The sequence below is a fragment of the Pseudomonas sp. ITEM 17296 genome, assembly GCF_028895205.1.
Taxonomy (GTDB): Bacteria; Pseudomonadota; Gammaproteobacteria; order Pseudomonadales; family Pseudomonadaceae; genus Aquipseudomonas; species Aquipseudomonas kermanshahensis.
In genome coordinates this window covers 160,282-186,179 of record NZ_WJRS01000005.1, presented here as the reverse complement: position 1 = coordinate 186,179, position 25,898 = coordinate 160,282, and the positions used below count along the sequence as shown (strand labels likewise).

At 63.6% G+C, this 25,898-nt stretch carries 2 protein-coding genes; both read right to left on the bottom strand.

The window, feature by feature from the left end:
• Nucleotides 1-420: 420 nt before the first annotated feature.
• The gene (locus tag GIB19_RS08300) at nucleotides 421-13,518 is read right to left on the bottom strand and encodes a non-ribosomal peptide synthetase (RefSeq protein WP_274885173.1); all 13,098 of its coding nucleotides are present in this window, start codon (nucleotides 13,516-13,518) and stop codon (nucleotides 421-423) included.
• Between the two features lie 7 nt (nucleotides 13,519-13,525).
• Nucleotides 13,526-25,897: a non-ribosomal peptide synthase/polyketide synthase gene (locus tag GIB19_RS08295; protein WP_274885172.1), complete on the bottom strand. Its 12,372-nt coding sequence runs from the start codon at nucleotides 25,895-25,897 to the stop codon at nucleotides 13,526-13,528.
• Nucleotide 25,898: the final 1 nt, after the last annotated feature.

The window sequence follows — 25,898 nt, the reverse complement described above, 5'->3', positions numbered from 1 at the left end:
GGCGGCGCTCGATCTCAACGGCGCAGAAGATCCAGCAACAAGTCCCCAACAAAAGGGGCTTCACGTGATGCCTGGGAAGCGTGGCTGCGATGTGTTTGGCGAGAAATAGGGTGAAGGCTGCCAGGTGCTTGTCTTGGGTTCTGAGGGGGCGCAAATCGAGCGCCGCCCGCGCGGCGCTTCGCAGCACAAGGCTGCTCCTACAGCTGTTTCGGGCCAATTACGCCTGTACCTACGCGCGCGACCGCCTTGTTTGTTCCACACGATATCGAGGTGGACGCCAAAGGGCCGCGCGCTCAGGACTCACTGGCCCGAAAAAGCTGTAGGAGCAGCCTTGTGCTGCGAAGCGCCGCGCAGGCGGCGCTCGATCTCAACGGCGCAGAAGATCCAGCAACAAGCCCCCCAAAAAACGGGAAGCTACCCTCACTCCACCATTGAACCCTCCTGAATCAACTGCACTGCCAGCCCTTCGATCACCTCAGAGGCCTTGAGGATGTCGTAATGGCCAGCGTCCACCTGACAATGGACCGCGTCTCCCAGCACCGCGCCGGCCGTGTTCCCAGCCCACCAGCAATGCGCCATAGCCTTGGTCTGCGGAAGCCCGGCAAGCTGCTGCGACAACGCTTTCAAACGCATGGCCACGACGAAGGTATGAGCCAGTTCGGCACTGTCGATTTCGGCATAGGCCGATTGCAGCGCCTGGGCCGAACGGACCTGATCGATCACTCCCTGCAAATGAACGACGTCGCTATCGGCAGAAACGCCAGGCACCACCAGGTCGTCCTTGGCCCCTCCCAGAACTACACTCAGGAAGCCCTGCAAATCCTGGCTCCAGTCATCAGAGAACGACTCTTGCAGGCCTGCCGGAATGAAGCTGTCAACCAAACCAAGCAATGCGACCTTCTGCCCCTGGTTTTCCAGCTCTTGGGTGACAAGTACCGCCAACGCCCCACCCAGTGACCAGCCTGCCAACCGGTACGGCCCTTCGGGCTGCTTCTGGCGAATGTACTGCGCATACTCAATCGCCATCGACTGGAGCGAATCGTCTTGCCATTCGCGGTCAAGCAACATGCGGCACTGGATACCGTAGACACTGCAATACCCATCCAGGCGACGAGCCAGAGGCTCGTAATCGAACACCGTACCAAAGCCGGCATGCAGGCAGAACAGCGCAGGTGCCTGATCGACACGGGTGTTGAGCAATAGCAGTGGATCAAGGCTTGCCTCATCGGCCGAATAGCCAGACAACTCACCGATTGTCGGCTTGGCCATCACATCGCGCAGCTTCAACTCGATGGGCAGATCATCGTGGCTGCGTACTTTTGACAGCATTTTCAGCACACGCAATGAGTCGCCGCCCAGTTCGAAGAAGTTGTCGTCGATGCCCAGCGCCTCCACCCCCAGCACGTCTTGCCATATCTGCACCAATACCCGTTCGATGCCGTTACGCGGCGCCAGACGTACACGCTGCCCGCCCAGCTCAGGCGCTGGCAGCGCCTTACGGTCGATCTTGCCATTCGGGGTAAGGGGCATGGCCGCCAGCAGCACAAGTTGTGCTGGCACCATGTAGTCCGGAAGCTCAGCACGCAAGGCATCGCGCAACTGGCCAGGCGTCGTTACGCCTGTGCCGGTCACGACATAACCGACCAGTTGCTTGCCCGTTGCACCCTCCCGTGCAACAACCACCGCATCCCTGACCTCTGGCAGATTGCGCAGGCGCGCTTCGATCTCACCCGGCTCAATGCGGAAACCGCGAATTTTCAGCTGATTGTCCAAGCGCCCGATGAAGTCGATCACCCCATCTGCGCGGCGGCGTACTCGGTCACCGGTGCGGTACAGGCGTGCACCTTGACCGAATGGGTCGGCAACGAAGCGCTCGGCAGTAAGGGCTGCACGCTGATGGTAACCTCGTGCAACACCCTCACCACCAATGTACAGCTCTCCAGCCACCCCATCAGGCAACGGGTTGAGGTCCTGGTCGAGCACATGCAGTGTGCGCTGACCAACCCGCTCACCGATCGGCGCATAGACCGCGGCGCAGGCCTGTTGCGCCGATACTTTCCACAGCAGCGGCGTGACCACCGTCTCGGTGGGGCCGTAACCGTTAGTCAGGTATTGGGGCTGCAAAGTGCGCTTGACCAACTCGAACAAAGCGTCAGGCACTGCATCACCGCCGAAGCAATAAATGCGCACAGGCGGTGCAGCCTGCTGTTGGCTTTCGGCAAACTCGGCCATTTGCTGCAGGTACGCCGGTGGGAAGCAGGCAATGTCGATGCGCTGCTCATGCAGCACCTGCAAGGTCTCCTCAGCAGTCCACAAGCGATTGTCCCGCACGATCAGGCAACCACCCGAGGAGAGTGTCGACAGCCAGCGTTCCTGGGCACCATCGAAGGCAAACGACATGAACAGCAATTCGCGGGTGGACGCGTCCATCTCATAAAGCTGCGCGATAGCCTGGCAGTGCATACGGATCTGGCCATGGCTCACCGCGACGCCTTTCGGTTTGCCGGTCGAGCCCGAGGTGTAGATCAGGTAGGCAAGGTTGTCGTCCATCACCGAGACCTCAGGCACACTCGCAGCCTGCTCAGCCAACGCCAAACGGTCCAGCGCCACGCAATGCTCCACCTCCGGGAACCGCTCGCGCAGGCCGCTGCTGGTCAGCAGCAAGTGCATGGCCGAATCCTCGACAATCCACTGCAAGCGCTCCTGAGGATAATCAATGTCCAGCGGCACATAGGCAGCGCCTGTCTTCATCACCGCGAGGAAGGCCACGATCACCTCGACTGAACGTTCCAGGGCCACCCCCACGGTGACTTCCGGACGGGCGCCAAGGCCGATCAGGTGATGAGCCAGGCGGTTGGCACGGTCCTCCAGTTGCGCATAGCTCAGTTGCTGATCGGCGCAGATGACCGCCACCGCATCGGGGTATGACTGCGCATGCCGGGCGATGACCTGCGCAAGCCGAGGGCCATTCGGCTCGCTTGGTTGCAACAGATTGCGCTGAGCCGCTTGCTGTATTTGTACGGCGCTGAGCATTTCCAGGTTGCCGATCGTGGCATGCGGATCATCCAGCATCGCGCTGAGCAGGCATTCGAAACTGCTGCGGATGGCTTCGGTAGCCGCTTCGGTGAAACGGCTACGCAGGTACATGAACTCCACCGAGAAGGTGTCATTCAGATGCACGGCCAGGTCCATCGCATAGTTGGTGACGTCGCGATCATTGACCTCGCCAAATTGCAACGTACCGCTGCCATCGCCCTGCAAGCGCTCACCCACAGGGTAGTTTTCAAAGACCAGGATGCTGTCGAACAACGGCTGCCCCGGACGACCCGCCCAGCGTTGCACGTTGGAGAGCGCAGCATGTTCGTGGTCGCGCAGCTCCAGGTTGTAGCTCTGCAATTGCTGCAACCAGTCACTGACCTTTTGCTGCGGCTCCGGCGTCTGCACCACCGGCAAGGTATTGATGAACAGGCCCAGCATCTCGTCGGCCCCCGGCAAAGAGGCGGGGCGGCCCGCCACGGTCGCACCGAAGCAGACCGTCTGTTGGCCGGTATAACGCTGCAGCAATAGCAGCCAGGTCGCCTGGACGAGCGTGTTGGGTGTCACGCGCAGGCGCTGGGCGCGCTCACGCAGGTTCTCGGTGCGCTTGGCATCCCAGTGCAAGTAGAGCGCGGCATGCCCTGGCAGTTGGCCAGCGGGCTTGGGTGCGAGAGTGTCCGCCAACAAGGTCGGGCCTTCGAGCGCCCCAAGCTTGCTGCTCCAAAATGCTTCCAGCTGTGCCTGCGACTGCCCATCGAGCCAACGGATGTAATCGCCGAACCGTCCTTTAGGGCTGTCGAAAGCCTTCCCATGATAAGCCTGGAACACCTCTCCCAGCAGTCTGGCGTTACTCCAGCCATCCATCAGAATGTGGTGACGGGTCCAGATCAATTGCATGCGATGGTCGTCCAGGCGCACCAGGATGACCCGCATCAAGGGCGCCGACATCATGTCGAACGCTTCACCCGACTCTGACGCGGCCAACGCCTCCAAGGCCTCTTGCGTGACAGTACGGTCGCGCCAGTCCAGCACGCGGATCGGCAAGTTCAGATGACGATGGACAATCTGCAGTGGCTGCGCCAAGTGGCCCGCCGACCAGAAGCCGGTACGCAAGATATCGTGACGCGCGATCACGAAATTCCACGCCTCGACGAACTGCTCGATCACCAAGCCTTCCACCGCCACCGAAGTCTGGTTGATGTAGATCCCCCCTTCCGCTCCCTGCGCGCTGTAGAACAGCATCCCTTGCTGCATGGGCGACAACGGATAGATGTCGCCGACCTGCAAGGCAGGTACCGGCAAGCTGTCGAGTTGCGCCTGGGTCAGGCCGGCCAATGGTAAGTCGGACGGTGTGACGCCTCGATGTTGTTCCTGGCAACAGTGAGTTACCAGTGATTTGAGCTCCTCGGCATAGGCATCTGCCAGCCCGCGGACGGTCGAGCGTTCGAACAGCTGCGAACTGAACGACCAGGCCAGTTCCAGTTCACCGCCGTACACCTGCCCGTTCACTGCCAGCAAACTACCCAACGGGGCGCACGCATCATGGCTTGCGCCGCCGTACTCTTTGGCCGGTACGAACAGCCCTGTTTGCTCATCGAAACTTGCGTCGAACTGCCCCAGGTAGTTGAACACGATCTCGCCCTGCGGCAGCGCAGCCAGCGTCTCAGCGGCCTGAGCACCACTCAGGTAGCGCAGCAGGCCATAGCCCAGGCCTTTGCTCGGCACTGCTCGCAGCTGTTCTTTGATGGTTTTGATCGAGCCGGCCAGGTCGGCCTGCGGGCTGAGCTTGACGGGGTACATGCTGGTGAACCAGCCCACCGTACGGCTCAGGTCTACGTCATCGAACAGGTCTTCACGGCCATGCCCCTCCAGGCGCACCAATACGTCACTGCGCTGGGTCCAGCGGCTGATTACTCGTGCCAGGGCGGTCAGCAGCAGGTCGTTGATTTGCGTTCGGTAGGCAGCTGGGGCGTCCTGCAGCAGTTGTCGCGTGGTTTCGCGGTCCAGGCGGGTGCTGACCGAGGTGGCGTGCTGCAACTGGTTGCCACCTTGTGGGTGATCGCAAGGCAATTCATCGCTTGCCCCTTGCAGCTGGTTTTGCCAGTAGGTCAATTCGGCACGCAGGGGTTCGCCTTGTGCGTAGTGTTGCAAGTGCTCGGCCCATGTTTTGAGCGAGCTGGTCTTGGCCGGCAGGGTCACCGGCTGCCCGTCCCTCAGTGCCTGGTAGGCCTGCTGCAAGTCCTCCAGCAGCAAGCGCCACGACACACCGTCCACCACCAAGTGGTGAATCACCAGCAGCAAGCGCTGGCTGCCATCTGGCAGCCCGACCAGCAGCGCCCGTAGCAGCGGGCCTTGCCCAAGGTCCAGGCTGCGCTGCGCCTGCTCTGCGATATCGAGCAGGTCTTCTTCGGCGGCCAGTGTCCGCACCCAGACCAGATCCTGAGCCGCATCAGCGGTGAACTCGGCTCGCCACGCCCCCTCGACCTGCTCGAAGCGCATGCGCAGCGCATCGTGGTGATCGAGCACCGCGTGCAACGCCGCATGCAACTGCTCAGCGACAATAACTTCGCCAGGTTGCAGCAATACCGACTGGTTCCAGTGATGCCGAGCGGCGATGTCCTCTTTGAAGAACCATTGCTGAATCGGTGTCAGTGGCGACGATCCCGTCACCCTGCCTTGATCAATGGAGGTGCCGACGACACGCCGGGCCACCGCTGCCAGTTCCTGAACCGTCTGATGCTGGAACAGCTCCTTGGGTGAGAACTGGATACCGGCCTGACGGGCGCGGCTGACCACCTGCAGGGAAATGATCGAGTCGCCACCCAGTTCGAAGAAGTTGTCGGTAACGCCGACCTGCTCCAGTTTCAGCACGCCCGCCCAAATTTCAGCCAGTTGCTGTTCAAGCGCGCCCTGCGGGGCCACATAGTCTTTTTGCGACTGATCGTGATCGGCAGCAGGCAAGCGCTTGCGGTCCAGCTTGCCGCTTGGCGTCATCGGCATGTGCTGCATGATCACCAGGTAGGTCGGGATCATGTAGTCCGGCAAGCTGGCCTTCAGGTACTGCTTCAAGGAGGCACGCAGGTCGCTTTCGTCCTCGACTTCATCGGTCGGCACCACATAGCCGCACAGCTGTTTGCCAGCCGCCTGATCGACAGCGATCACGGCGGCCTCGCGCACCTGCGGATTCGCCTGCAGATGCTGCTCGATCTCTCCCAACTCAATGCGGAAGCCGCGCACCTTCACCTGATGATCAACGCGGCCGCGGTAGGCGATTTCACCCTGCTCGTCGAAATACCCCAGATCCCCCGTGCGGTACAGCCGCCCCCCGCCGACTTCATCGAATGGGTCCGGGATGAAACGTTCTGCCGTCAGCGACGGTCGCTGGTGGTAACAACGCGCCAGGCACCCGTCACCGCCAATGTACAGTTCACCGGCTACGCCAATCGCGGTCGGCGACAATCCGCCGTCCAGCGCGCGCATCACCCGCCCAGGCAATGCGCGACCAATCGGCACACCGCTGTCTGCCGCCGGGGCATGGGCCAGGCGCGAGCAGTCATAGGTCGTGGCGACCACCGTGGCTTCAGTCGGCCCATAGGTGTTGAGCAAGCGTACTGCCGGCGGGCCATCTGCCAGCCAGGCTTGCAGGCCATCGAGGGCCACGGCTTCGCCACCGACATGGATCTGCTTCAATTGGCCATAGGCCTCAGGCTTGCGGCGATCGAGTGCCAGCAAGCGCCAATACGCGGCAGGCAGGTCGGCGACGGTTACCCCATGCCGAATGATCTGTTGGCTGAAGGTGTCGGTATCCCAGAGCTGTTGACCGCGCATCACGATGCAAGCCCCCCGGGACAGTGGCGGGAAGAACTGCTCGATGAACCCATCAAAACTGAACGTCGCGAACTGCAACACGCGGTCTTCGGCTGACAGGCGCGAGTAGCCACTGGCAACCTCGCAGAAAACCGACAGCGCATGGTGAGCAATGGCTACACCCTTGGGCATGCCGGTGGAGCCCGAGGTGTAGATCACATACGCCAGGCTGTCTGCTGTGACCTGTGTTTCCAGCGGCTGGGCACTGAGGTGCTCCAGCCACTGCCCGCCTTGCTCCAGACCCACGCACGGCAAGCCGTCAGGCATTGGCAGACGCGCCATGGAGGCCGCGTCCGCCAGCAGCACACCGATGCCACTGTCCTGAATCAGATAGGCCAACCGATCTTGCGGATAGTCCGGGTCCAAAGGCACATAAGCCGCACCGGCCTTGTGGATGGCAATCAAGGCTACAGCCAACGCAAGCCCACGTTCGGCAGCAATACCCACCAGTGTGTTCGGTACTACTCCTTGCTCCATGAGCTTGCGCGCCAACTGGTTACTGCGCAGGTCCAGCTCGCGGTAGCTCAGTTGCTGGTCGTCGAACACCAGCGCCACCGCATCCGGACGCTGGTGTGCCTGTGCTTCGATCAACTGGTGAGCGCACTTGCCGGTTAGCGCAACGGCTTCGCTGCGGTTCCACTCGTGGAGGATCTGCTGACGCTCGGTGCTGCCGAGCAACGACAGCTCTCCCAGCGCAGTGCTCGCATCCGCAATGAGCGCTTGCAGCAGATTGAACAAGTGATCGGACACTCGCTGAATACTGGCTTCGCTCCAGGACGCGCGGTCATAGCTGTATTGGATGGACAAAGTTTCCCCGAGCATGGCCGCCAGGGTCAGGGGGTAGTTGGTCTTCTCACGGTGTGAAACCACGCCGAAACTCAGCCCCTGTGGCGCCCCTTCCTGAAGCGCCTGGGAAACCGGATAGTTCTCGAACACCATCAGGGTATCGAACAGCGCCTCGCCCCCCAAGCCTGCCCAGCGCTGAACCTCATTGAGCGGCGTGTGTTCGAACTCGCGCAGGGCCAGGTTGCTCGCCTGCACCTGTTCGATCCATTCGGCCACGCTCTGCTCCGAGCGTGGTGCACAAATGACCGGCAATGTATTGATGAACAGGCCGATCTGTTCCTCCACCCCCGGTAGCTCTGCAGGGCGCCCGGCCACGGTAGCGCCGAAACACACAGTGGATTGCCCGGTGTAGCGTTGCAGCAGAAGCAGCCACGCCGACTGAACCAACGTATTGACGGTTACCCGATTGGCTCTTGCAAACCCTTCGATGCGCTGGGTCAATGCCTGATCGAACACCTGATGAAGCTCACCCTGGCCAGGCAGTTCTTGCGCCGACGCGCTACGCAGCACCTGAGCCAGACGGGTCGGTTCTTCCAGGCTGGCCAGTTGGCCCTGCCAGAAGGTCTGGGCAGCACTCGCACTCTGCTGCTGCAGCCAACCGATGTAATCGCGGTAGTGCACAGGCTGAGTGGCCAGCGCGTGGCCGGTGTAACGCTGCAACACTTCGCCCAGTAGCCGAGAGGTGCTCCAGCCATCCATGAGGATGTGATGATGGGTGCAAATCAAGTGATGCCGATCGGCGTCTGTACGTACCAGCACCAGCCGCAACAAGGGCGCCTCGTCCAGCACGAACCCTTGCTGCTGCTCGCTTTCAGCCAGCGCATGCAAGGCGCTTTCCAACATCGGCTGGGCGCGCCAGTCAAACGCGCTGAACGGCAGGGCAACCCGCTTGCGCACCACTTGCACTGCCTGGTTCAGTTCTCCCTGCCAGACGAAGCCGCTTCGCAGGATGTCATGGGCATCCAGCGCTGCCTGCCAGGCCTGCTTGAAGCGCTCCACGTCCAACCCGTCTACATCGACTCGCAGTTGGTTGATGTAGCTGCCGGCTTCCTGCTCGTACAGCGTGTGGAACAGCATGCCCTGCTGCATGGGTGACAGCGGGTAAACGTCGGCGATCTGCTCCGGCGGTACCGGCAGGCCATCCAGTTGCGCCTGGGTTAGCCCGGCCAACGGGAAGTCCGAAGGCGTGACGCTGCGGTGCTCTGGCTGGCAGCAATGAGCGATCAGTGCCTTGAGCTCTTCAGCGTAGTCATTGGCCAGCCGCTCAATCGTCGCTTCATCGAATTGCTCCCGGCTGAAGTTCCAGCCCAGTTTCAGCTCACCGCCGTAAACCTGCCCGTTGAGCGCCAGCAGGCTACCCAGAGGGGCCTGCGCGTCCTGTGGGGCGCCGGCATATTCCTTGGCAGGTACGAACAACCCCGCCTCATCGAAACTGCCATCGAACTGGCCCAGGTAGTTGAACACGATCTCACCCTGCGGCAACGCTGCCAGGGCCGCATTGGCCTCGGCGCCGCCCAGGTAACGCAGCAGGCCGTAGCCCAGCCCTTTGTTCGGGACCGCTCGCAGTTGCTCCTTGATGGTCTTGATCGAACTCGCCACGTCAGCCTGGGGGCTGAGCTTGACCGGGTACATGCTGGTGAACCAGCCCACCGTGCGGCTCAGGTCGATGCCATCGAACAGGTCTTCACGGCCGTGGCCTTCCAGGCGCACCAGTACTTCATCTTGCTCCGTCCAACGCCCAACCACGCGCGCCAAGGCGCTCAGCAGCAGGTCGTTGATCTGTGTGCGGTAGGCTGCTGGGGCCTCCTGCAGCAGTTTCCGGGTAGTTTCCCGGTCCAGGCGGGTGCTGACCGAAGCGGCATGACACTGTTGATTGCCCCCCTGCGGATGGTCGCAAGGCAAGGTATCGCTGGCGCCCTGCAACTGCGCCTGCCAGTAGCCCAGCTCAGCCTGCAGCTCGGCGCCTTGGGCGTAAGCTTGCAGGTGCTCTGCCCAGGCCTTGAACGAACTGGTCTTGGCCGGCAGCTTCAGCGCTTGCCCTGCACGCAGCGACTGGTAGGCCTGTTGCAAGTCTTCCAGCAGCACCCGCCACGACACACCGTCCACCGCCAGATGGTGGATGACCAACAGCAAGCGCTGCTCACCCTCCGGCATCTCGACCAACACAGCACGTAGCAGAGGGCCTTGCTCCAGACTCAGGCTACGGTGTGCCTCATCGGCGACGCGATGCAACGCCTGTTCATCCGCACATGGCCTGACCCACAACAACGCGGTCGTTTCAGGGGGGCCGAAGGTGGCCTGCGCGCCGAAGCGCAGTCGCAGCGCGTCATGATGCTCGACCAGGGCCAGCAACGCGGCATTCAGCGGTTCGCTCAGCAGTGTTTCGCTGGGCGCCAGCAACACGGACTGGTTCCAGTGATGAGGCGCTGGCATCTTCGCCTCGAAGAACCCGTGCTGGATCGGTAGCAAGGGCGTGACACCCGTCACCGGCCCCTGATCGACTGCGCTTTGGGACGCACGCCGGGCGACCGCTGCCAGCGCCTGCACGGTCTGGTTGAGGAACAGCTCTTTGGGCGTGAACTGGATGGCTTGCTGTCGGGCACGGCTGACCACCTGCAGCGAGATGATCGAATCACCACCCAGCTCGAAGAAGTTGTCGGTCAGGCCGACCTTCTCCAGCTTCAGCACATCCGCCCAGATCGCTGCGATCTGTTGCTCCAGCTCGCTCTGCGGCGCCACGTACTCGCCTTGCAGCAGGCTGGCATCCGGTTGCGGCAGGGCCTTGCGGTCCAGCTTGCCGTTCGGTGTTACCGGCAGCTTGCCCAGCAGCAGCAGGTGCGCGGGCACCATGTAATCTGGCAGGCCGGCCTTGAGGGCCTCACGCAGGCTGTCGCGCAAGGCGGCCTCGTCTTGCGTGCTGTTGGCGGGTACCACATAGCCCACCAACTGTTTACCGCTCGGCCCGTCCTGGGCCAGCACCACCGCTTCCTGCACCGCTGGCAATTCCAGCAGGCGCGCTTCGATTTCACCCAGTTCAATCCGCAACCCGCGGATCTTCACCTGGTGGTCGAGACGCCCGGCGTAGTCGATCACGCCATCGGCGTTGTAACGCGCCAGGTCACCGGTGCGGTACAGGCGCCCGCCGTTATCGCTGAACGGGTCCGGCACGAAGCGCTCGGCCGTCAGCGCTGGGCGCTGGTGATAACCACGTGCCAAACCTACGCCGCCCAGGTACAGCTCGCCGGCGCTGCCGCGTACTGCAGGTTGCAGGCTGCCTTCGAGGATGTGGGTCTTGAGGTTGTCGATCGGCTGGCCGATTGGCACGCTGATGCTTTCGTCCGCGCGGCAGGTCCAGTGGGTGACGTCGATGGCCGCTTCGGTCGGGCCGTACAGGTTGTACAGGCCGGCCCCTGGCAGGCGCTGCAGAGTCTGGCGCGCCAGCTCGGCCGGCAGTGCCTCGCCACTGCACACCACACGCTTGAGGCTGCGGCAGCTTTCCACCGCTTCGTGGGTCATGAACGCCTGCAGCATCGACGGCACGAAGTGCAAGGTGCTGATGGCGTACTGGTTGATGGTGTCGACCAGCAGCTGCGGGTCGCGGTGGGCGCCCGGCTGGGCCATGACCAGGCGCGCGCCGGTCATCAGTGGCCAGAAGAACTCCCACACCGACACGTCAAAGCTGAACGGGGTTTTCTGCAGCACGCTGTCACTGGCGTCCAGGCCATAGGCCTTCTGCATCCACCACAGGCGGTTGACCAGTGCCTGGTGGCTGTTGCCGGCGCCTTTCGGGCGGCCGGTGGAGCCGGAAGTGTAGATCACATAGGCGAGGTTCAGCGGGACCATGTCGATAGCTGGGTTGGCATCGCTGTAGCCATCGAGGTTTTCGCTGTCCAGGTCCAGGCTGCGCAGCCCAGCCGGGATCGGCAAGGCATCGCGCAGGTGCGACTGGGTCAGCAGCAAGGCAATGCCGCTGTCTTCGAACATGTAGCTGAGGCGGTCCTGCGGGTACTCCGGGTCCAGCGGCACATAGGCGCCACCGGCTTTGACGATACCCAGCAAGCCGATGACCATCTCCAGGCTGCGCTCCATGGCGATGCCCACCAGCACGTCCGGGCCCACGCCGAGTTCACGCAGCTTGTGCGCCAGCTGGTTGGCTTTGCCGTTGAGTTCGGCGTAGCTCAGGGTCTGCTCACCAAACACCAACGCCGGGGCGTCCGGGGTGGTGAACACCTGGGCTTCGATCAGCGAGTGAATGCTGCGCTCGACTGGGAATTCGGCGGCGGTGGCGTTCCACCCCTGCACCATCGCCTGCTGCTCTTGATGGCTCAGCAAAGGCAAATCAGCAACCTGCTGCCCAGGTTGGCTGACAATACCTTCCAGCAGGTTACGCCAATGTTGCGCCATGAGCTCAAGGGTCGGCGCCTCGAACAAATCGGTTGCGTAGGTCAGTGCGGCCTCGATCCCACCCGCGTGCTCGACGGTGTCCAGCTTCAGGTCGAACTGGGCCGTATCATTGCTCCAGGCCACCCCTTCGACCTCAAGGCCGGGCAAGCTGTGGCGCTCACCTTTGACCTGCGTCTGGTGGTTGTACATCACCTGGAACAAGGGGCTATGGCTCAAGCTCCGTTCAGGCTGCAAGGCTTCGACCAATTGCTCGAATGGCAGGTCTTGATGGGCCTGGGCCCCCAGCACACGCTGTTTGATCTGCGCCAACAGGTCATTGAAGTGGGCATCTGCAGCGAACTCGGCCCTGAGTACCTGTGTGTTGACGAAAAAGCCGATCAAGCGCTCCGTCTCCACCCGGTTGCGGTTGGCCACTGGCACACCCACACGAATGTCCGCCTGCCCGGAATACCGGTGCAGCAGCACCTGGAAGCTCGCCAGCAACAGCATGAACAACGTCACGCCCTGCTGTTGCGCGCATTGCTTGAGCGATGCCGCCAGCTCAGGCGGCAAGCTGATGCCGACACAAGCACCGGCACCGCTCGGTACTGCTGGGCGTGGTCGGTCGGTGTGCAATTCAAGGACCGGCTGTTCATCGCCCAGCTGTTCCTTCCAGTAGGCCAGCTGGCGCTCCTGCTCCCCAGCTTCCATCCAACGACGCTGCCAGATGGCGTAGTCGGCGTACTGGATGGGCAGCGCCGGCAGCGTAACCTCCTGGCCTTGGCTGTAGCCCTCATAAAGACGGACAAGTTCTTCCACCATCACCGGCATGGACCAACCGTCGGAAACAATGTGGTGCAGGGTTACCGCCAACACATGTTCGCGCTCCGCCAGGCGCAACAATTTGACCCGCAGCAGCGGCCCGTTGGCCAGGTCGAAAGGCTGACGCGCCTGAGCCTCGACCCACCCGCGAACAGCCTGCTCGTCTGCCTGTTGCTGGTCCTCCAGCGACAACTCAAAAAGTTGCTCTTCGTGTAGCCGCTGCACGGCCTGCTCGCCCTCCAGGTGGAAGGTGGTGCGCAGCGTCTCATGGCGGGCGATCAGCGTTTCAAAACTGCGCCGCAGTGCAGTTGTGTCCAGTGCCCCTTTGAACTTCAAGGCAGTGGGGATGTTGTAGGCCGCGCTCTCCGGCTCCCACTGCCAAAGGAACCATTGGCGTTGCTGAGCATAGGAAAGCTCGGGCCTTTCTACCTCATGGCGCACGACCGGAATGGGCAACTGCGCGAGGCTGATGCCTTTGTCACTCAGCTTTTCGAGAAAGAGCTTGCGCTGTGCAAGAGGCAGCCGAACGAAGCGCTGGACCAGGTCCGAATTTCTTTTATCCATGTGCATCTCAAATTGCCTCAAGCTCATTCATGAAGTCCTGGAGCTCATCCAGGTCTTCGTTACTATTGGTATTCAGTTCACTGATCATGGCCGCGTAGGCCTGCAGGTTTTCAGCCTGGAACAACAGGGCCAGCGGCAGGTTGATGCCCAGCTCGATCTGCAGACGGGCCAGCACCTGGGTTGCCAACAGCGAATGGCCGCCCAGCTCGAAGAAGTTGTCGGTCAACCCGACTTTCTCCAGCTTCAGTACCTCGGCCCAGACAGCTGCAACTTGCTGTTCAAGCTCACTGCGTGGGGCGAGGTACTCGCTCTGCAGCAGGCGTGCATCCGGTTGTGGCAAGGCCTTGCGGTCGAGCTTGCCGTTTACGGTGAGCGGCAAGGTGTCCAGCAACAGCAGATGTGCTGGCACCATGTAATCCGGCAGGTCAGCCTTGAGCGAAGCACGCAAGGTGTCGCGCAGGGCGGCCTGGGCCTCGACGCTGGCGAGCGCCGCGACGTCGGCAGGCACCACATACCCCACCAGTTGCGGGCCACTCGGCCCCTCCTGGGCCAGGACCGCGACTTGACGCACTGCCGGCTGGTTCAGCAGGCAGGTTTCGATCTCGCCCAGCTCGATGCGGAAGCCGCGAATCTTCACCTGATGGTCGATCCGGCCCATGTACTCGATCACCCCGTCGGTGCGGTAGCGGGCCAGGTCCCCCGAGCGGTACAGGCGGCCGCCGTGTGCGCCATACGGGTTGGGCACAAAGCGCTCGGCGGTCAACCCTGCACGGCCGTGGTAGCCACGGGCCAGGCCGGCCTCACCGATCACCAGCTCGCCATGCCCTCCGGGTACCACAGGGTTCAGCGCTGCATCGAGCAAGTACCAGCTAAGGTCGGGAATGACCTCACCAATAGGGCTGGTCGCGCCCTTGTGCAAGTCTTCGAGGGTGATCGGCCGGTAAGTGACGTGCACCGTGGTTTCAGTGATGCCGTACATGTTGATCAACCGTGGCTGGCTGTCGCCGAACACCTCGAACCAGGGTTTGAGGCTTGCAACTTCCAACGCCTCGCCGCCAAACACCACGTGCCGCAGCGCCAGCTTCTGCCCTGCCGTTGCCCGCTCACAGGCAACAGGCATCAGCTGTTTGAAAGCCGAAGGCGTCTGGTTGAGCACGGTCACGTGCTCGCGCGCCAGCAAGGCATGGAACGCGTCGAAGTCACGAGCCACATCCTTGGCCACGATCACCGCCTTGCCGCCATACACCAGCGCCCCAAACAGCTCCCACACCGAGAAGTCGAAGGCATAGGAGTGGAACACCGTCCACACGTCGCTCGCGTCGAAGGCAAACCAGTCGTGGGTCGCTGCAAACAACCGCACCACGTTGCCGTGCGGCAGCAGGGTGCCCTTGGGCTTGCCGGTGGAGCCCGAGGTGTAGATCACGTAGGCCAGGTTGTCCGGTGTCAACGCGATCGCCGGGTTGGCATCGCTGTAGCCGGCAAACGCATCAGCGACGATATCCAGGCACTGCACCTCAGCAGGCACCGGCAGGGCGTCGGCCAGATGCTTCTGGGTCAGCAACAGCTCGATACCACTGTCTTCGAACAGGTAAGCCAGACGCTCGCTCGGGTAGCCTGGGTCCAGCGGGACATAAGCGCCGCCGGCCTTGAGGATGCCCAGCAGCCCAATCACCATCTCCAGGCCGCGCTCCATGGCAATACCCACCCGCACATCCGGGCCAACGCCAAGCTCGCGCAGCTTGTGTGCCAGCCGGTTGGCACGGCGGTTGAGCTCGCCATAGCTCATCGTCTGCTCACCGAAGGCCAGGGCCGGCGCGTTCGGTGCACGTTGCACCTGGGCCTCTATCAGGTGGTGGATAGCGCGATGATCCGGATACTGCCCGTGGCTGGGGTTCCAGCCTTGCAGGATCTGTTGTTGCTCATCGGCATCAAACAACGACAGCTCGCCGAGCACTCGGCCTGCATCCTGAGTCATGGCTTGCAGCAGATGGCTCAGGTGGCGAGCGACCTGCTGGAGGGTGGCCGGGTTCCACCGCGCGAGGTCATGGCGGTACTGGATCGACAATGTCTCGCCGAGGCTTACCAACAGGGTCAACGGGTAATTGGTCTGCTCCTGAATACCCACATCACCAAACTGCAAACCACCTGGCGCGCCCTGCTTGAGTGCCTCGGACACTGGGTAGCTTTCAAAGACCACCAAGGTGTCGAACAGCGCCTCGCCGCCCAGGCCGGCCCAACGCTGTACATCGTAAAGCGGCGTATGTTCGAACTCGCGCAGGGCCAGGTTGCTCGCCTGCACCTGGGCAATCCAGTCACCCACGGTCTGCTCCGCACGCGGGGCACCGACTACCGGCAGGGTGTTGATGAACAGGCCGATTTGCTCCTCGACGCCCGCCAGCTCAGCCGGACGCCCCGCAACCGTGGCACCGAAGCACACGCTGGCCTGGCCGGTGTAGCGCTGCAGCACCAGCAACCAGGCAGCTTGCACCAAGGTATTGACGGTAACCCGGTTGGCACGGGCAAAGGTTTCGATGCGAGCGGTTTGCTGCGCGTCAAAATGTTGCTCCAGATCGTGCTGGCCCGTGCCGGTGCTTGCCTGCGGTTCGCAAATGGCTTGAACCAGGTGCGTGGGGGCCTGCAGGCCATTCAACTGCACCTTCCAGAAGGCTTCTGCCGCAGCACCGTCCTGGCGTTGCAGCCAGGCGATGTAGTCACGGTAGTTGCCTGCCTGGGCCGGCAGCGGGTAACCGGCGTAGTGTTGCAGCACCTCGCCCAGCAAGCGTGAGCTGCTCCATCCATCCATGAGGATGTGATGGCTGGTGTAGATCAACTGGTGGCGCCCAGCACCGGTACGCACCAGCACCAAACGCAACAAAGGTGCCTGGTCCAGGGTAAAGCCCTGCTCACGCTCGCCTGCGGCAAGTGTCTGCAGCGCGTGCTCCAGTTCAGGCAGGCCGCGCCAGTCATGCTCGGTAAACGGCAGCGCCACGCGCTTGTGCACCACTTGCACCGCCTGATCGAGCGTGCCCTGCCAAACAAAGCCGCTGCGCAGTACAGGGTGGGCGTCCAGCGCCGTTTGCCAGGCCTGCCTGAAGCGCTCCACATCCAGGCCATCCACATCCACCCGCAACTGGTTGATGTAGTTACCCGCCTGCTCTTCATAAAGCGTGTGGAACAACATCCCTTGCTGCATCGGCGAGAGCGGGTAGATATCCGCAATCTGGGTGGCAGGCACCGGCAGGCTGTCCAGCTGAATTTGGTTGAGGCCGGCCAGCGGGAAGTCCGATGGCGTAACGCCACGGCTGTGCTCCAGGCAGCAATGGGCAACGATCTCGGTCAACGCCTGCTGGTAGGCTGTCGCCAGTCGCTCGATGGTTTCGGCCTCATGGATGGCCTGGCTATAGCCCCACTCCAGGCGCAGCTCACCCCCGTAAACCTGACCACTCAGGGAAAGCAGGCTGCTCAGCGCAGACGCTTCGTTCTGCTTGATGCCATCATTTTCCTGCGCGGGCACGAACAGCCCCGACTCATCGAAGCTGCCGTCGAACTGGCCCAGGTAGTTGAACACGATCTCACCCTGCGGCAGTGCCGCCAGGGTTGCGCTGGCCTCGGTACCGCCCAGGTAACGCAGCAGGCCGTAGCCCAAGCCTTTGTTCGGGACCGCTCGCAGTTGCTCCTTGATGGTCTTGATCGAGCTCGCCACGTCAGACTGGGGGCTGAGCTTGACCGGGTACATGCTGGTGAACCAGCCCACCGTGCGGCTCAGGTCGATGTCATCGAACAGGTCTTCACGGCCATGGCCTTCCAGGCGCACCAATACTTCTTCGCGCTGGGTCCAGCCACCGACTACCTGTGCCAACGCTGTCAGTAGCAGGTCGTTGATCTGAGTGCGGTAGGCGGCGGGGGCGTCCTGCAACAGTTGCCGCGTGGTTTCACGGTCCAGACGCGTCGTGAACGAAGCGGCATGGCGCTGCTGATTGCTGCCCTGCAGGTGGTCACAGGGCAAGGCATCACTGGCGTCCTGCAACTGCCCTTGCCAGTAGCCCAGTTCGGCCTGCAATTCTGCGCCGTGGGCGTAGGCTTGCAAGTGCTCTGCCCAGGCCTTGAACGAACTGGTCTTGGCCGGCAGGCTGACAGGCTCGAACGCTGCAAGGGCGCGGTACGCCTGCTGCAGGTCTTCCAGCAGGACGCGCCAGGACACACCATCCACCACCAGGTGATGGATCACCAGCAGCAAGCGCTGGCTGCCATCCGGTAACGAAGCCAGCACAGCTCGCAGCAGCGGGCCCTGTTCGAGTACGAGGCTGCGCTGCGCATCGTTGGCGACGTGCTCCAGTGCCGCTGCGTCCGGCAGGTCAAGCACCCACAAAAGTTGAGCCGCTTGCGCCTGAGCAAATTCGGCCTGGCCCGTCTCTTCAGACTGCACGAAGCGCAACCTCAAGGCATCGTGATGCTCGACCAGGGCACGCAAGGCGGCGTCCAGCTGTGTGGCCTGCAAGCTGGCATTCGGCTTGAGCAGCACGGACTGGTTCCAGTGATGGCGCTCGGGCACCTCGCGCTCGAAGAACCAGTGCTGGATCGGGGTAAGTGGCAACGTACCGGTAACAGCCCCCTGATCGATGAACGTGCTGTCTTCACGGCGGGCCACGGCAGCCAGAGCCTGCACCGTCTGGGCCTCGAACAGCTCCTTGGGCGTGAACTGGATATCCACGAGGCGGGCTCGGCTGACCACCTGCAGCGAGATGATCGAATCACCACCCAGCTCGAAGAAGTTATCGGTCAGGCCGACCTTCTCCAGCTTCAGCACATCCGCCCAGATCGCCGCGATCTGTTGCTCCAGCTCACTCTGCGGCGCCACGTACTCGCCTTGCAGCAGGCTGGCATCCGGTTGTGGCAGGGCCTTGCGGTCCAGCTTGCCGTTCGGTGTTACCGGCAGCTTGCCCAGCAGCAGCAGGTGCGCGGGCACCATGTAATCCGGCAGGCTGGCCTTGAGGGCCTCACGCAGGCTGTCGCGCAATGCGGCCTCGTCTTGCGTGCTGTCGGCGGGTACCACATAGCCCACCAACTGTTTACCGCTCGGCCCGTCCTGGGCCAGCACCACCGCTTCCTGCACCGCTGGCAATTCCAACAGGCGCGCTTCGATTTCACCCAGTTCAATCCGCAACCCGCGGATCTTCACCTGGTGGTCGAGACGCCCGGCGTAGTCGATCACGCCGTCGGCGTTGTAACGCGCCAGGTCACCGGTGCGGTACAGGCGCCCACCGTTGTCGCTGAACGGGTCCGGCACAAAACGCTCGGCCGTCAGCGCCGGGCGCTGGTGATAAGCACGGGCCAAACCTACGCCGCCCAGGTACAGCTCGCCGGCGCTGCCGCGTACTGCCGGTTGCAGGCTGCCTTCGAGGATGTGGGTCTTGAGGTTGTCGATCGGCTGGCCGATCGGCACGCTGATGCTTTCGTCCGCGCGGCAGGTCCAGTGGGTGACGTCGATGGCCGCTTCGGTCGGGCCGTACAGGTTGTACAGGCCGGCGGCTGGCAGGCGTTGCAGGGTCTGGCGCGCCAGCTCGGCCGGCAATGCCTCGCCACTGCACACCACGCGCTTGAGGCTGCGGCAGCTTTCCACCGCCTCGTGGGTCATGAACGCCTGCAGCATCGACGGCACGAAGTGCAAGGTGCTGATGGCGTACTGGTTGATGGTGTCGACCAGCAGCTGCGGGTCGCGGTGGGCGCCCGGCTGGGCCATGACCAGGCGCGCGCCGGTCATCAGTGGCCAGAAGAACTCCCACACCGACACGTCAAAGCTGAACGGGGTTTTCTGCAGCACGCTGTCACTGGCGTCCAGGCCATAGGCCTTCTGCATCCACCACAGGCGGTTGACCAGTGCCTGGTGGCTGTTGCCGGCGCCTTTCGGGCGGCCGGTGGAGCCGGAAGTGTAGATCACATAGGCGAGGTTCAGCGGGACCATGTCGATAGCTGGGTTGGCATCGCTGTAGCCATCGAGGTTTTCGCTGTCCAGGTCCAGGCTGCGCAGCCCAGCCGGGATCGGCAAGGCATCGCGCAGGTGCGACTGGGTCAGCAGCAAGGCAATGCCGCTGTCTTCGAACATGTAGCTGAGGCGGTCCTGCGGGTACTCCGGGTCCAGCGGCACATAGGCGCCACCGGCTTTGACGATACCCAGCAAGCCGATGACCATCTCCAGGCTGCGCTCCATGGCGATGCCCACCAGCACGTCCGGGCCCACGCCCAGTTCACGCAGCTTGTGCGCCAGCTGGTTGGCTTTGCCGTTGAGTTCGGCGTAGCTCAGGGTCTGCTCACCAAACACCAACGCCGGGGCGTCCGGAGTGGCGAACACCTGGGCTTCGATCAGTGAGTGGATACTGCGCTCATTCGGGTACGCCGCGAAGGTGTCGTTCCAGCCCTCGACCATCAACTGCTGTTCTTGCAGGCTCAGCATCGGCAGCTCGCCGACCACTGCATCCGCATCGGCGACCAATGCCTGCAGCAGGCGGGTGAAATAACCCGCCAACCGGCCAATGCTCTCGTCGCTCCACAGGGCACGGTCGTGGCTGTATTGCATCGACAGGGTCGCGCCCAGTTCTACTACCAGCGTCAGCGGGTAGTTGGTCTGCTCTTGCACAGCCACGTCGCCAAAGCGCAACCCGCCCGGCGCGCCTTGTTGCAGCGCCTCGGACACCGGGTAGTTCTCGAACACCAGAATGCTGTCGAACAGCGCGTCACCGCCCTGCCCGGCCCAGCGCTGCACATCGTACAGCGGGGTGTGCTCGAACTCGCGCAACGCCAGGTTGCAGCCTTGAACCTGGGCGATCCACTCGGCCACGGTCTGCTCGGCACGGGGCGCGCCAATCACCGGCAGGGTGTTGATGAACAGGCCGATCTGCTCTTCCACCCCGGCGAGGTCCGCGGGGCGGCCGGCCACCGTGGCGCCGAAGCACACGCTGGCCTGACCGGTGCAGCGCTGCAACAGCAGCAACCAGGCCGATTGCACCAGGGTGTTGACGGTAACGCGGTTTGCCCGGGCGAAGGCTTCGATGCGGGCGGTCTGCTCGGCATCGAGGGCCAGGCGATGATCACCGTAGCCGCTGCCCGCATCGCCTGCGCAACCGGCAATGGCCTGGGCCAGACGCGTCGGCTCGTCGAGCGCGGCCAACTGGGCCTGCCAGTAGGCTTCGGCGACCGCCGTGTCCTGGCTTTGCAGCCAGGCGATATAGTCGCGGTAGTGCGTGGCCTGGGCCTTTGGCGCCATGCCTGCGTAACGTTGCAGCACTTCACCCAGGAGGAGTGAGGTGCTCCAGCCATCCATCAAGATGTGGTGGTTGGTGTAGATCAGGTGGTGGCGGGCTTCGCCCGTTTGCACCAGCACCAGGCGCAGCAGCGGCGCTTCGGTCAGGTCGAACCCTTGTTGGCGCTCGCCTTCGGCCAGCGCCTGCAGGGCCTGCTCAAGCGCCGGCTGGCCACGCCAGTCATGCTCGCTGCACGGCAACGCCACCGATTTGCGCACCACCTGCACGGCCTGCTCCAGCTCGCCCTGCAGGACGAAACCGCTGCGCAGGATGTCATGGGCATCGAGCGCGGCCTGCCAGGCCTGCTTGAAGCGCTGTACATCCAGCCCCTCGACATCGACCCGCAACTGGTTGATGTAGTTGCCGGCCTGTTGGTCGTAGAGCGTGTGGAACAGCATGCCCTGCTGCATCGGCGACAGCGGATACACATCGGCGATCTGCGCTGCAGGTACAGGCAAGCTGTCCAACTGGCCCTGGGTGAGCGCGGCCAATGGGAAGTCCGAAGGCGTCACGCCGTGGTGCTGCGCCTGGCAGCAATGCTCGACCAACTCGGCCAGTGCCTGCTCGTAGGCCTGGGCCAGCTGCTGGATGGTTTCCGGGTGGTAGACGTCTTCGCTGTAGGTCCACTCCAGGAACAGCTCGCCGCCATACACCTGGCCGGTGATGCTCAGCCAGTTGCCCAGTTGCGCACCGGCGCATTGGGTACGCCCGGCGCTTTCGCCGCTCGGGCTGAACACGGCGGTATCGTCGGTCGTGAAACTGCTGTCGAACTGGCCCAGGTAGTTGAAGGTGACGCGTGGCTGCGCAGTGCCGCTGAGCCGCTCGCGGACCGGGGTGTCGCCCAGGTAACGCAGTAGGCCGTAACCGATGCCCTTGTCCGGCACCGCGCGCAATTGCTCTTTGATTGCCTTGATCGACGGGCCCATCGCCTGGCCAGGGGCAAGGCGTACCGGGAACACGCTGGTGAACCAACCCACCGTGCGGCTGAAGTCAAGGTCGTCGAACAGGTCTTCGCGGCCATGGCCTTCCAGTTGCACCAGCACCTCGTCCTGCGCGCTCCACTGGCACAGGGTACGCGCCAGCGCGGTCAGCAGCAGGTCGTTGACCTGGGTGCGGTAAGCGGCGGGTGCCTGCTTCAGCAACTGGGCGGTACGCGCGGCATCCAGGCGCGATGCAGCGGTACGGGCATGCTGGTTGCCCAGGCTGCCCTGCGGGTTGTCACGCGGCAGTTCTGCCGGGCTGCCTTGCAGCACCTGCTGCCAGTAGTCAGCCTGGGCGTGCAGCGCTGGGCTGCTGGCGTGAGTGACCAAGCGCTCGGCCCAGGTTTTCACGCCGCAGGTTTTGGCCGGCAGGCTAACGACTTGCCCGTTCAGGCGTTGCTGGTAAGCCTCTTGCAGGTCCTCCAGCAGTACCCGCCATGACACGCCGTCTACCACCAGGTGGTGAATGACCAACAGCAAACGCTGCTGGCCATCGGCGACGTCGAACAGTTCGGCACGCAGCAGCGGCCCGTGCTCCAGGTCGAGGCTGGCTTGCACCTCAGTGCCCGCAGCGTCCAGTTCGCTCAACGCCGCGAGGCTGCGCTGGCGCAGCACCGGCGAAGCGTCCACGGCCTGGAAGCGGGCCTGCCACTGGCCGCTCTGGCGGCTGAAGCGCAGGCGCAAGGCATCGTGCTGTTCCAGCACCGCACGCAGGGCCGACTCCAGGTGCTCCACTTGCACACGCTGGGCCGGTTTCAGCAGCACCGACTGGTTCCAGTGCGCAGGCTGGGCGATGTCCATCTCGAAGAAACGCACCTGGGCCGGCAGCAGCGCCACCTCACCGCGGGTCGCGGTATCCACGGGGGCTGCAAGCGGTTGCTTGGCTTCGATGCGCTTGGCGACCTGGGCCAGTTGGCCAACGGTCTGCTGTTCGAACAGCTGCTTGGGGGTGATCTTGATGCCTTGGCGCTTGGCCCGGGCAATGATTTGCAGGCTGAGGATGGAGTCGCCACCCAACTCGAAGAAGTTGTCGCTGCTGCCCACGCGTTCCAGCTTGAGCACATCAGCCCACACGGCGGCGAGCTTCTCTTCGACCTCGCCTTCTGGGGCCACATAGCCGCGGCTCACCGCGCCCGGTGTGGGCAAGGCACGCTTGTCGAGCTTGCCGTTGGCGGTCAGTGGCAGGCGCTCGAGCAACAGGATGTGTGCGGGCAACATGTAGTCAGGCAGGCGCGTTTGCAGGTGCGCCTGCAACTGCTGCGTGCTCATGCCCCCTTCAGCCACCACGTAGGCCACCAACTGCAGGCGCTCGGCATCGCCTTCCAGCGGCACGGCCAGGACCACGGCGTCGCTGACACCGGGCAGCCCGGCGATGACTCGGCCGATTTCACCCGGCTCGACGCGATAGCCACGGATTTTCACCTGGTCATCGGCACGCCCGATGAATTCGATCAGGCCTTCAGCACTCATTCGCGCTCGGTCGCCCGTGCGGTACAGGCGGGCGCCATCCGCAGCCGGTACAAAGCGTTCGGCCGTCAGCCCCGGCTGGCCCAGGTAGCCCTGAGCAACACCCTGCCCACCCAGGTACAGCTCGCCGACCACGTGCGGCGCCAGCGGGTTGAGGTAACCATCGAGCACTTGGGCGCAGGCATTGCCCAACGGACGACCGACCGGCACCGTGCGGCAGCCTTGCAGACGCTGGCCTGGCTCGAAGGTCAGCACGCCGACCGTGGTCTCGGTCGGGCCGTAGTGGTTGATCACCCGGCACCCCGGGCGCAACTCACGGACTTTTTCCAGCAGGCTCCAAGGGCACGCTTCGCCGCCCAGAATCAACGCTTCGGCGGGCAGCACCTCGGCGGCGCGGGACGCTTGCAGCAGGCCTTGCAGGTGGCTTGGCACCAGCTTCACCACGCCCACCTGGTGCTGCGCCATGTAGCTGGCGAAACCGTCGGGATCGAAGGCCAGTGCCTGCGGCAACAAATGCAGCAGGCGGCCCGAGGCCAGGGCACCGAACAGCACGGTGTGGCCCAGGTCGGCGGCGGTGGTGGACACCATGGCCATGCTCGCACCGGCGGGCAGTTGCAGGCGCTCCAGCACGGCTTGGATGTAGCTGGCCAGCGCCCCGTGGCTGACCACCACGCCTTTCGGCTGGCCGGTCGAGCCCGAGGTGTAGATGAGGTAGGCCGGCTGTTCAGGGCAGACTGCAACCGCTACTCGGCTGTCGCTACAGCCTGCCCAGGTGGCGGGTTCACAGGCAACCGCCTGCACCCCGTCGAGGCCCGCGAAGCGTGTATCGCCCGGCTCATGCAGCAGCACGGCAGCGCCACTGTCGACGATCAACTGCTGCAAGCGCTCCTGCGGCTGCTGGGTGTCCAGCGGCAGGTAAGCGGCCCCGGTCTTGAGGACTGCCAGCAAGGCTGTGACCCACTCGATGGAGCGCGGCAGGCACAGGGCAACGATGCTGCCAGCACCGACGCCGCGCTGGCGCAGGTAGTCGGCCACGCGGTTGGACGCAGCGTCCAGCCCGGCCTGGGTCATGAAGCGGTCACCTGCGCGCACGCCACCTTGGGCCTGCCCTTGGGCCATCGCCTGGTGCCACAGGGCGAGGAAGTCGCGGTGCGGGTAAGCTGCTGGCGCGGCCTGCTGCTGCGCCGCCACTTCAAGGTGCTCGACGATCGGCGTGTGCGGGGCGTGGCTGAGCACGTCCAGCACGCGCCGCAGCGAATCCGCCAGGCGCTGAATGGTGGCCTGCTCGAACAGGTCGGTGGCGTAGGTGAAGTACCCCTCGATGCCTTCGGGTTTGTCCGAGAAGTCGAAGGCCAGGTCAAAGCGCGCATCGCCTCCTTCGCGGGCAAAGCCTTCTACCTCCAGCTCGCCCAGGCGCTTGCGCGAGGGGTCGCCGGCCGCCACGTGCTGGTTGATCTTAAACTGGAACAGCGGGTTGTGGGCCAGGTTGCGCTCTGGCAGCAAGGCATCCACCAGGTGCTCGAACGGCAGCTCCTGGTGCGACTGGGCGCCGCCGATCACGTCCTTGACCTGCTCCAGCAGCGCAGCGAAGGTCGCGCGCTCGTCCACTTGCACACGCAGCACTTGGGTATTGATGAAGAAGCCGATCAGGCCTTCCAGCTCTTTGCGGTTACGCCCGGCATTCGGTGCGCCGATGCGGATGTCCGACTGCCCGCTGTAGCGCGACAGCACCACCGCCATGGCCGCCAGCATCAGCACGAATACGGTGTGGCCGCCCTTGCGTGCCTGGGCGCGCAAAGCCTCGGCCTGCTCGGCGCCGATGTTCAGCTTGAGCACCGCGCCGCGATAGCTCGGCGTGGCCGGCCGCTCGAAGTCCAGCGGCAGGCTCAGCAACGGCTGCTCGTCACCCAGTTGCGCCTGCCAGTACGCCAGCTGGCGCTGGGCCTCACCGGCCTCCAGCCAGGCACGCTGCCAGATCGCATAATCGGCGTACTGGATCGGCAGGGCCGGCAATACGGCCTGGCGGCCTTCAGCCAACGCGGTGTACAACTGGATGAACTCCTGCACCAGCAGGTCGCTCGACCAACCGTCGGAGATGATGTGGTGCATGCTCAGGGCCAGCACATGGTGCTCGACGTCCACGCGCAGCAGCGTAACCCGCATCAACGGCCCGGCCAGCAGGTCGAACGGCTGCTTCAGCGCGGCATCGACAGCCACGCTCAAGGCGGCTTCATCGTCCTGGCACTCGACCACGTCCAGCACCAGCGGGCAGGCGTCGAGAATGTCCTGATGGAACTCGCCTTCATCCGAGACGAAGCGGGTACGCAGTGATTCATGGCGGCTGACCAGCGCATCCAGCGCCTGCTGCAATACCGCCAGGTCGAGTGCGCCCTTGAGGCGCACGGCCATCGGCACGTTATAGGCCGGGCTGTCGGGCTCCAACTGCCACAGGAACAGCAAGCGCTGCTGGGCAAACGACAACGGAATGCGCGTCAGGCCCTGGCGTGCGGGCACGATGGGCAACAGGCGGAAGCTTTGCCCGGTGGCCTGCATTTTCTCCAGGATCTGCTGACGCTGCTCCACAGGGAGGCCGACGAAGCGTTGGGCAATGCGTTGTGCTGCAGTGAGTTCCATG

Coding starts and splice junctions, on each gene's coding strand:
- GIB19_RS08300 (WP_274885173.1), bottom strand. CDS start 13,518: ATGGATAAAAGAAATTCGGACCTGGTCCAGCGCTTCGTTCGGCTGCCT.
- GIB19_RS08295 (WP_274885172.1), bottom strand. CDS start 25,897: ATGGAACTCACTGCAGCACAACGCATTGCCCAACGCTTCGTCGGCCTC.